This is a genomic window from Streptomyces sp. NPDC059564, assembly GCF_042735575.1.
In the GTDB taxonomy this organism is placed as follows: domain Bacteria; phylum Actinomycetota; class Actinomycetes; order Streptomycetales; family Streptomycetaceae; genus Streptomyces.
Window position 1 is genome coordinate 1 of the sequence record NZ_JBHWBP010000305.1, and the last position, 9,339, is coordinate 9,339.

The 9,339-nt window shown below is 70.5% G+C and carries 9 protein-coding genes and 1 pseudogene; all 10 read left to right on the forward strand.

Translation table 11 applies throughout. The annotated features are described in order from the left end of the window. The first annotated feature begins 178 nt into the window (after positions 1-178). The gene (locus ACFV0Q_RS32735) at positions 179-1,114 is read left to right on the forward strand and encodes a GNAT family N-acetyltransferase (protein WP_385010313.1); all 936 of its coding nucleotides are present in this window, start codon (positions 179-181) and stop codon (positions 1,112-1,114) included. 107 nt (positions 1,115-1,221) lie between these two features. Continuing rightward, the gene (locus ACFV0Q_RS32740; protein ID WP_385010315.1) at positions 1,222-2,853 is read left to right on the forward strand and encodes an ABC transporter substrate-binding protein; all 1,632 of its coding nucleotides are present in this window, start codon (positions 1,222-1,224) and stop codon (positions 2,851-2,853) included. A gap of 30 nt (positions 2,854-2,883) precedes the next feature. Then, entirely contained in the window at positions 2,884-3,807 is a 924-nt protein-coding gene (locus tag ACFV0Q_RS32745) for an ABC transporter permease (protein ID WP_385010317.1), read from the forward strand. After that, complete coding sequence (locus ACFV0Q_RS32750; protein WP_385010319.1) at positions 3,800-4,810, forward strand: ABC transporter permease; 1,011 nt, start codon at positions 3,800-3,802, stop codon at positions 4,808-4,810. The genes ACFV0Q_RS32745 and ACFV0Q_RS32750 overlap by 8 nt, the downstream gene beginning before the upstream one ends. A 15-nt stretch (positions 4,811-4,825) precedes the next feature. Then, positions 4,826-5,800 carry an ABC transporter ATP-binding protein gene (locus ACFV0Q_RS32755; protein ID WP_385010321.1) on the forward strand — a complete coding sequence of 325 codons (975 nt, stop codon included), beginning with the start codon at positions 4,826-4,828 and terminating at the stop codon, positions 5,798-5,800. Continuing rightward, positions 5,793-6,836: an ABC transporter ATP-binding protein gene (locus ACFV0Q_RS32760; RefSeq protein WP_385010323.1), complete on the forward strand. Its 1,044-nt coding sequence runs from the start codon at positions 5,793-5,795 to the stop codon at positions 6,834-6,836. Before ACFV0Q_RS32755 ends, ACFV0Q_RS32760 begins: the two co-directional genes overlap by 8 nt. 390 nt (positions 6,837-7,226) lie before the next feature. Further along, a complete protein-coding gene (locus ACFV0Q_RS32765) occupies positions 7,227-7,421 on the forward strand; it encodes a hypothetical protein (RefSeq protein WP_030226073.1) in 195 nt (64 codons plus the stop codon). Between the two features lie 22 nt (positions 7,422-7,443). Beyond that, entirely contained in the window at positions 7,444-8,343 is a 900-nt protein-coding gene (mshB, locus tag ACFV0Q_RS32770; RefSeq protein ID WP_385010325.1) for an N-acetyl-1-D-myo-inositol-2-amino-2-deoxy-alpha-D-glucopyranoside deacetylase, read from the forward strand. Beyond that, entirely contained in the window at positions 8,340-8,723 is a 384-nt protein-coding gene (locus tag ACFV0Q_RS32775; protein ID WP_385010327.1) for a DUF6113 family protein, read from the forward strand. Before mshB ends, ACFV0Q_RS32775 begins: the two co-directional genes overlap by 4 nt. A gap of 205 nt (positions 8,724-8,928) precedes the next feature. Further along, positions 8,929-9,339 (forward strand): annotated as a pseudogene (locus ACFV0Q_RS32780) (hypothetical protein); the annotation flags it as partial.

The following is a 9,339-nucleotide window of genomic DNA, read 5'->3' on the forward strand; positions in this document are numbered from 1 at the left end:
ATGACATCCTGGTCAGGGACCTCCCCTACATCCCGGTCTTCACCTACATGTCCGCGACCGCCTTCTCCAAGTCCGTGAAGAACGTCGAGGTCGACGCCCAGGGCCTCATCGACCTGGCGAACGTGGAGCTCGACTAATCGGGTTGCGCCCTCCTTCCGGCGCGGCCGAGAGTGGGCGGATGACCGACACTCTGACCGTCCGGCCCGCCGGACCCGGGGACGCCTCCGACATCTGCGCGCTCCTCAACGCCGTCGACGTCATCGAGATCGGCAGACCCGAAACCGACCTGGGCACCGTCGAGGCCGATCTCAACCACCCCGGCGTGGACCTGGCCACCGACTCCTGGCTCGCCCACCGGGGCGGCCGGCTCGTCGCGTACGCCCTGGTCTGGAACGACTCCGGGCCGGGCCGGATCGACTGCGACCACTACGTCCTGCCCGGCGATCCCGAGGCCGCCGTCCGGCTGCTGGAGCTGATGGAGGCCCGCGCCCGCGCGATGGCCGCCGGGGCCGGGCAGCCGCGGCTGCGGCTCCAGCTCAACGTCGAACCCACCCTCGACCTCGCCCTCCTCACCCGGCGCGGCTACCGCACCGTGCGCCACTACCAGGTGATGACCCGCGGCCTCACCCCCGCCGACGCCGCGCCCGCAGCGCCCGCCGGGCTGACCCTGCGCCACTGCGGAGCCGACGAGGCCGACCGCCGCCGGGCCCACGCCCTGGTCGAGGAGACCTTCGCCGCCCACTTCGGCCATGTCGACCGCGCGTACGATGCGTGGCTGGACCACCTCGACGCCCGGGCCCTCGACTGGTCGCTGGTGTGGATCGCGAGCCTGCCCGGGGAGGGCGACGCGGCCGTCCTGCTCACCCGCGACGACCGCACCAGCATGGGCTGGATCAGCCACATCGGCGTACGCGAGGACCTGCGCGGCCGCGGCCTCGGCGGCTTCCTGCTCCGCCACGCCTTCGCCGCCTACACCGCCCGCGGCCGCGACACGCTGGGCCTCGGAGTGGACACCGCGAACGAAACCGGCGCACTCGCGCTCTATGAGGCGCACGGCATGCGGCTGCACTACGCCGTCGACACCTGGGAGCTGCCCATGCACCCCCAGGGGTGACAGCCGGGGGACGCGAGGGTGCAATCGGTCGAACCGAGGGTGTTCCGGGACTTCCATGGGGTGACATAGGCCCCTAAGCGAGTTTTGGTACCCCTAGGAGGCACTCCATGCGCGGAGCCACCCACGCCAAGTGGGCCGCATGTGCGGTGGCCGTCGCCCTCGCGGCGACGGCCTGCGGCGGCGGGAGCGACAGTGGCGGCGGTGGCGGAGCCGAAGGGATCATCAGCTCCTCCTGGGGCGACCCGCAGAACCCGCTGGAGCCCGCCAATACCAACGAGGTACAGGGCGGCAAGGTCCTCGACATGCTCTTCCGGGGCCTCAAGCGCTACGACCCGAAGACCGGCGAGGCCAAGAACGTGCTCGCCCAGAAGATCGAGACCACGGACAGCCAGAACTTCACGATCACGCTGAACGACGGCTGGAAGTTCAGCAACGACGAGCCGGTCACCGCCCAGTCCTTCGTCGACGCCTGGAACTACGGCGCGGACGTGCGCAACAAGCAGAACAACGCGCCGTTCTTCTCCGACATCGTCGGCTACGCGGACCTGCACCCCGCCTCCGGCGAGCCCAAGGCCAAGACCATGTCCGGCCTGGTCGTCAAGGATCCCAAGACCTTCACCGTCGCCCTGAAGTCGAAGTTCTCCACCTGGCCCGAGACCCTCGGCTACCAGGCCTTCTCGCCGCTGCCCAAGACCTTCTTCACCGATCACGCCGCCTGGCTGGACAAGCCCGTCGGCAACGGCCCGTACACGGTGGACTCGTACACCAAGGGCACCGGCATGAAGCTGCGCAAGTGGGACGGCTACACCGGCGTGGACAAGGCCCAGAACGGCGGCGTCGACCTCAAGGTCTACACCGACAACAACACCGCGTACACGGACCTGATCTCCGGCAACCTCGACCTGGTCGACGACGTCCCGGCGCAGCAGCTCAAGAACGTCAAGAACGACCTCGGCGACCGGTACATCAACCAGCCCGCCCTCATCATCCAGACCCTGACCTTCCCGCTGTACGACCCGCAGTGGAGCAAGGAGGGCATGGAGAAGGTCCGCCGGGGCATCTCGATGGCCATCAACCGCGACGAGATCACCGAGCAGATCTTCCGCGAGACCCGCACGCCCGCCAAGGACTGGACCTCACCGGCCCTCGGGGCCAAGGGCGGATTCAACGCCACCCTCTGCGGCGACGCCTGCAAGTACGACCCCGTGGCCGCCAAGAAGCTCATCCAGGAGGCCGGCGGCCTGCCCGGCGGCAAGGTCACGCTGACCTCCAACGTGGACACCGGCTCGCACCGCGACTGGATGGACGCCGTCTGCAACAGCGTCAACAACGCGCTCGGCGAGGGCCCGGTCTGCACGGTCAACCCCATCGGCACCTTCGCCGACTTCCGCAACCAGCAGAGCTCCTTCAAGCTCACCGGCCCCTTCCGCTCGGGCTGGCAGGCCGACTACCCGCTGATCCAGAACTTCCTGCAGCCGCTGTACTACACCGGCGCCTCCTCCAACTACGGCAAGTTCAGCGACCCGGCCTTCGACAAGCTCGTCGACGAGGCCAACCAGGAGAGCGACGCCACCCAGGCGATCGCGAAGTTCCAGGACGCCGAGAAGATCCTCGCCGAGCAGATGCCCTCCATCCCGCTCTGGTACCAGAACGGCAGCGCCGGGCACTCCGAGCGGATCTCCGACGTCGCCCTGAACCAGTTCAGCGTCCCGGTCTACGACCAGATCAAGGTCAGCTGACCCCTCTTCGGATCGATCCTGGAGCAGTCCATGGGACGTTATGTGATCCGGCGGCTGCTCCAGATGATCCCGGTGTTCATCGGCAGCACGTTCCTGATCTTCTTCATGGTGTACGCGCTCGGCGACCCGGTGGCGGCCCTCTTCGGGGACAAGGCCCCCGACCCCGCCACCGCCGCGCGGATCCGCAAGGACCTCTACCTCGACCAGCCCCTGTGGAAGCAGTACCTGCACTACATGGGCCAGATCTTCCAGGGAGACTTCGGCACCGCCTTCAACGGGCAGAGCGTCACCGATCTGATGGCCTCCGCCTTCCCGGTCACCCTGCGCCTGACCATCGTCGCGATCTTCTTCGAGATCGTCATCGGCATCACCCTCGGCGTGATCAGCGGGCTGCGCCGGGGCAAGTCCGTCGACACCTCGGTGCTGGTGCTCACCCTCGTCGTCATCTCGGTGCCCACCTTCGTCACCGGCTACCTGCTCCAGTACCTCTTCGGCGTCAAATGGGGCTGGGTGCGGCCCACCGTCTCCCCGGACGCGCCCTTCAACGAGCTGATCCTGCCGGGCATCGTCCTCGCCCTCGTCTCGCTCGCGTACGTCACCCGGCTCTCCCGCACCTCCATCGCCGAGAACGTCAAGGCCGACTACGTCCGCACCGCCACCGCCAAGGGCCTGCCGCGCCGCCGCGTCGTCACCCGCCACCTGCTGCGCAACTCCCTGATCCCCGTCGTCACCTTCATCGGCACCGACATCGGCGCGCTGATGGGCGGAGCCATCGTCACCGAGCGGATCTTCAACATCCACGGCGTCGGCTACGAGCTCTACCAGGGCATCCTGCGCAACAACGCCCCGACGGTGGTCGGCTTCGTGACCATCCTCGTCATCGTCTTCCTGCTGGCGAACCTGCTCGTCGACCTGCTCTACGCGGTCCTGGACCCGAGGATCCGTTATGCCTGAGCCCGAGCGCCCCGAAGGACCCGGAGGCTACGACCCCGTGGGACCCGCCCCCGGCGAAGCGATGTCGCCCACCGGCCAGGGAGGGGGCATGGACCTCGCCCTGGAGGAAGCCGAGAGCCTGGAGAAGGCCCCCGGACCCGACACCGGCCCGAGGGAGAAGGCGAGGTCCCTCTGGTCCGACGCCTGGCACCAGCTGCGCCGCAACCCCGTCTTCATCGTCTCCTCCCTGATGATCCTCTTCCTCGTGATCATCGCCATCTGGCCCCAGCTCATCGCCGGCGGCGACCCCCTGCACTGCGACCTGTCCAAGTCCCAGCAGGGCTCCCAGCCCGGACACCCCTTCGGCTACGACACCCAGGGCTGCGACGTGTACACCCGTACCGTCTACGGGGCCCGCGCCTCCATCACCGTCGGCGTCTGCGCCACCCTCGGCGCCGCCCTGCTGGGCTCCGTACTCGGCGGGCTCGCCGGCTTCTTCGGCGGCTGGGGCGACTCCCTGCTCTCCCGGGTCGCCGACATCTTCTTCGGCATCCCCGTCATCCTCGGCGGCCTGGTCTTCCTCTCCGTGGTCACCAGCACCACCGTCTGGCCCGTCGTCGGCTTCATCGTGCTGCTCGGCTGGCCGCAACTCGCCCGCATCGCCCGCGGCTCGGTGATCACCGCCAAGCAGAACGACTACGTCCAGGCCGCCCGCGCCCTCGGCGCCGGCAACGCCCGCATGATGCTGCGGCACGTGGCTCCCAACGCCGTCGCCCCCGTCATCGTCGTCGCCACCATCGCGCTGGGCACCTACATCGCCCTCGAAGCCACCCTGTCGTTCCTCGGCGTCGGCCTGCGCCCGCCGACCGTCTCCTGGGGCATCGACATCTCCAACGCCGCCTCCCAGATCCGCAACGCACCGCACATGCTGCTCTACCCGGCCGGCGCCCTGAGCCTGACCGTGCTCGCCTTCATCATGCTCGGCGACGCGGTGCGCGACGCCCTCGACCCCAAGCTGCGCTGAGGAGTGAGCCGGCACATGCTGCTCGAAGTCCGCGACCTGCACGTCGAGTTCAAGACCCGCGACGGCGTCGCCAAGGCCGTCAACGGGGTGAACTACTCGGTCGACGAGGGCGAGACCCTCGCCGTGCTCGGCGAGTCCGGCTCCGGCAAATCGGTGACCGCCCAGGCCGTGATGGGGATCCTGGACGTGCCGCCGGGCCGGATCGCGGGCGGCGAGATCCTCTTCAAGGGCAAGGACCTCCTGAAGATGAAGGAGGACGAGCGCCGCAAGGTCCGCGGCGCCGAGATGGCGATGATCTTCCAGGACGCCCTCTCCTCCCTCAACCCCGTCCTCAGCGTCGGCGCCCAGCTGGGCGAGATGTACGAGGTCCACCGCGGGATGTCCCGCAAGGACGCCAAGGCCAAGGCCGTCGAGCTGATGGAGCGGGTGAAGATCCCGGCGGCGAAGGAACGGGTCGACGACTACCCGCACCAGTTCTCCGGCGGCATGCGCCAGCGCATCATGATCGCCATGGCGCTGGCCCTGGAGCCCTCCCTGATCATCGCCGACGAGCCCACCACCGCCCTCGACGTCACCGTCCAGGCCCAGGTCATGGACCTGCTCGCCGAGCTCCAGCGCGAACTCCACATGGGCCTGATCCTGATCACCCACGACCTCGGCGTCGTCGCCGACGTCGCCGACAAGATCGCCGTCATGTACGCCGGCCGCATCGTCGAAACCGCGCCCGTCCACGCCCTCTACAAGGCTCCCGCCCACCCCTACACCCGCGGCCTGCTGGACTCGATCCCGCGCCTGGACCAGAAGGGCCAGGAGCTCTACGCGATCAAGGGCCTGCCGCCGAACCTCCTCGCCATCCCGCCCGGCTGCGCCTTCAACCCGCGCTGCCCGATGGCCCGGGCCGCCTGCCGCGCCGAGGTCCCGCCGCTGGCGGAGGTCGCCCCGGACCGGGCCAGCGCCTGCTTCTTCTGGAAGGAGTGCCTCGGTGCCTGAGCCCATCCTGGAGGTCCGCGACCTCGTCAAGCACTACCCCCTCACCCGGGGCATCGTCTTCCGCAAGCAGATCGGCGCGGTCAAGGCCGTCGACGGGGTCTCCTTCGGCCTCGCCCGGGGCGAGACCCTCGGCATCGTCGGCGAGTCCGGCTGCGGGAAGTCCACCGTCGCCAAGATGCTGGTCAACCTGGAACGCCCGACCGCGGGAGCGATCTCGTACAAGGGCGAGGACATCACCAAGCTGTCCGGCAAGGCCCTGAAGGCCGTCCGCCGCAACATCCAGATGGTGTTCCAGGACCCGTACACCTCGCTGAACCCGCGCATGACGGTCGGCGACATCATCGGGGAGCCCTTCGAGATCCACCCCGAGGTGGCTCCCAAGGGCGACCGGCGCCGCAAGGTCCAGGAGCTCCTGGACGTCGTGGGTCTCAACCCGGAGTACATCAACCGCTACCCGCACCAGTTCTCCGGCGGCCAGCGCCAGCGCATCGGCATCGCCCGCGGCCTCGCCCTGCGGCCCGAGGTCATCGTCGCGGACGAACCCGTCTCCGCCCTCGACGTCTCCGTCCAGGCCCAGGTCATCAACCTCCTGGCGCGCCTGCAGGACGAGTTCGACCTCTCCTACGTGTTCATCGCGCACGACCTCTCGATCGTCCGGCACATCTCCGACCGGGTCGGGGTCATGTACCTCGGCCGGATCGTCGAGATCGGCACCGACACCCAGATCTACGACCACCCCACCCACCCGTACACCCAGGCGCTGCTCTCCGCCGTGCCCGTCCCCGACCCCGAGGCGCGCGCCCACCGCGAGCGGATCATCCTCACCGGCGACGTCCCCTCCCCGGCCAACCCGCCGTCCGGCTGCCCCTTCCGCACCCGGTGCTGGAAGGCCCGGCCGCGCTGCACCTCCGAGGTCCCGCTGCTGGCGGTCCCCGAGGTCTTCCCCTCGGGCCCGGCCGCCCACCCGTCGGCCTGTCACTTCGCGGCCGAGAAGCAGGTGGTGCCGCCCCCGCCCGCGGGGGAGGCGGGCGCGTAGGGGCCGTGGCGCCCGTCCGTCCGTTCCCCCGTCCGTCCGTCCGTTCGAGCGATTATTTTGCGCCACCGTGCGCAGACCCCCGCAGTCGTGTTCCGGCCACCCCAACGCGGCGTGCGTGGGGGCGACTTGACCGTTTCTGCCCCGACTTCCGGCCCGGGCGGACTGGCCGGAGCGCGACCTCGCGGGCCCCCTCGGCGAGCCGGGGCGGCGCGCCGCCCTTCCGTGCGGCCCCCGTATGCCCCCGGCCGTGCGCGGCATGCGCCCCTCGTGCTGCCGGAATTCGATCGATGCGCTGGTACGGATAGTTATGATCCGTAGCGCACGGTGGGTATGACTCCGCCGAGCACGAGTACGCGTACCGATGTCCGCTCGACGTGGAGGTGAAACGCCGTGGCACTCTCGATCTCGGCCGTGGTGCTACTGGCGATCGTCGTCTTCCTGCTGGTCCGGAGGTCGGGACTGAAGGCGGGGCACGCCTTTGTCTGCGTGCTGCTCGGGTTCTACCTGGCGAGCTCGACGATCGCTCCGACACTCAGCCAGCTCACGTCCAACGTGGCGAGCATGATCAGTGGCCTCAAGCTGTAGCTCCTGCTCGTAGGCTGGCCCCATGAACGGTCTTCCCGCCCGTCGTCTGCTCCTCGTGCACGCGCACCCGGACGACGAGTCGATCAACAACGGCGTCACCATGGCCAAGTACGCGGCCGAGGGTGCCCACGTCGCGCTGGTGACCTGCACGCTCGGCGAGGAGGGCGAGGTCATCCCGGCGGAGCTCGCGCACCTCGCGCCCGACCGCGACGACACCCTCGGCCCCTTCCGCGCCGGTGAACTCGCCGCCGCCATGAAGGAGCTGGGGGTCGCCGACCACCGCTTCCTCGGCGGCGCCGGCCGCTACCGGGACTCCGGGATGATGGGCGCCCCGCAGAACACCCGCCCGGGCGCCTTCTGGTCCGCCGACCTGGACGAGGCCGCCGGCCACCTCGCGGAGGTGATCCGGGAGCTGCGCCCGCAGGTGCTCGTCACCTACGACCCCGACGGCGGCTACGGGCACCCCGACCACATCCAGGCCCACCGGGTCGCCACCCGCGGCGCGGAACTGGCCGCCGAGGCCGCGTACCGCCCGGAGCTCGGCGCCCCGCACGCGGTCGCGAAGCTGTACTGGAACCGGGTCCCGCGCTCGGTGGCCGAGGAGGGCTTCGCGCACCTGCGCGCCACCGGCGCCGCCTTCCCCGGGATCGCGAGCCTCGACGACGTCCCCGGCGTGGTCGACGACGAGCGGATCACCGCCGAGATCGGCGATGACGACGACGGGCGGGCCCTGGCGTCGGCGAAGGCCGCGGCCATGCGCGCGCACGTGACCCAGGTGGCCGTGGACGGGCCCTTCTTCGCCCTCTCCAACGACCTGGCCCAGCCGCTGTTCGTCCGGGAGTACTACGAACTGGCCGCGGGCGAGCCGGGAGTCGCGGCCGGCAGTCGCGAGCGGGACCTCTTCGCGGGGGTGGAGGCGTGAGCACGCCCTGGACCCCCGGGCGGATCGCCGCCCTGCTCGGCCTGCTCGTCCTGGGCGCGCTCACCGGCGCGGCCGGCTGGCTCGTCGTGGACCTGTGGTTCCCGGCCGGGCTGCTGCTCGCGCTGCTGGCCCTCCTCGGCCTCTTCCTCGGCGCCCGGATCGCGCTCGGCTCGGGGATCGGGGTGGGGGCGGCCGCGGCAGGCTGGTTCCTGTCCTACGTCCTGCTCGGCCTCCCGCGCCCCGAAGGGGACTTCCTGCTCGGTTCCTCCGGGATCGGTATGTACGCATACCTTTTGGGGGGAAGTGTGGTCGCTGTGATCTGTGCCACGATGCACGGCCCCGTGCAGGGGCCCGTTTCGGCCTCCCGGCCCCGCGGATGACGGGCGGCTGAACTCCGCCGTTCTCCGATCGGGGACGGGTTGCGGGGGTTTGACGCACCCTCGGCAGGGGGCGCGCGGGGAGTGAAGAGGAACCCGGGATTCCCGGGGGACAGTTGCGTGCGGGCGGCGGCCAGTATGGTGGACGGGCCGCCGAGCTGCCCGCGCACGGTATGACGGGCGGCGGAGCCAACCGGGAGAACCTGCCTTGAGTCGTGAAACTGACAGTTCGTCCCCCGGGCCCCAAGGGCACGGTGGAGCCGCGTACCCCTCGGGTACCCCGCCGTACGGAACCGGCCACCCGTCCACGACTGTGCCGACCGGGCCCGGTGCGGCGACCGCCCCGGAGGAGAACCCTGTGACGTCGAACCCGTCCACGCCCGACACCGACGGGCCGAAGACCGAGACCACCCTGACGACCCGGATCCGGATCAACATCCCGGGTTCGCGGCCGATCCCGCCCGTGGTCGTACGCAAGCCGGTGAAGGGGGGCTCCGCCCAGGGCGCCGCCCCGGAGCGGACCGAGGCCGCGCAGGCCCCCGCCCCCGCCCCGGCCCCCGTGCGCAGCGCCCCGCCCGGCGCGCCGTCCCGTGCCCTGCCGCCGGGTGCGGCCGGGCCC